This window comes from Mucilaginibacter phenanthrenivorans (assembly GCF_024721155.1).
Taxonomy (GTDB): domain Bacteria; phylum Bacteroidota; class Bacteroidia; order Sphingobacteriales; family Sphingobacteriaceae; genus Mucilaginibacter; species Mucilaginibacter phenanthrenivorans.
Window position 1 is genome coordinate 1 of the sequence record NZ_JAHVAP010000036.1, and the last position, 660, is coordinate 660.

Annotated in this window: 1 protein-coding gene; it reads left to right on the top strand. The window is 41.7% G+C overall.

Annotated features, from left to right (window positions below):
* Positions 1-84: 84 nt before the first annotated feature.
* Positions 85-660: GntR family transcriptional regulator (locus KXD93_RS30535; RefSeq protein ID WP_258141354.1), on the top strand; the 576-nt coding region annotated here is incomplete at its 3' end.

Consider the following 660-nt stretch of genomic DNA (forward strand, 5'->3'; position numbering starts at 1 on the left):
GGTACCAAACAAAGGTATTCTGTTGTTTTTAACAATCACAGTATCAATTTTGGATAATTACATGGATACAGTTATGTTTGTCGAATGACTAAGGACTTCCTTTACAATGAAATAGCTAATGGCATTGCATCTCAGATCAGAAGTGGTGTCCTCAAACCGGGAGACAGGTTGCCATCGGTGCGGATGCTTTGCCAGGAACATAGTGTAGGAATGAATACTGCTAAAAGAGTATTTATGGAACTGGAAGCACAGTCTTTGATTAACTCAAAACCACAATCAGGCTATTTTGTGAGACTTCAGTCATACAGGAATTTGCCACTTCCAGAGGTTAGCCGACCTTCAGCAGTAACGAATGAGCATGGACACAATGAATTGCTTAGTAGGGTCTATGCCAATATGGGTAGAAATGACCTTACACTTTTCTCCATTGCCGCGCCATCTGGAACGCTGTTACCATTGGCAAAATTGAAAAAGGAAATCGTTTATGCCACGCGAGCATTAAAAGGTGGAGGTACAGAATATGAATCGGTACAGGGAAATATTAATTTACGGCGAATGATTGCTGTTCGCTCTTTAGGTTGGGGAGGGAATTTAAACGAAGATGATCTGATTACGACAGGTGGAGGTATGCAGGCACTTTCTTTCAGCCTGATGGCTTTG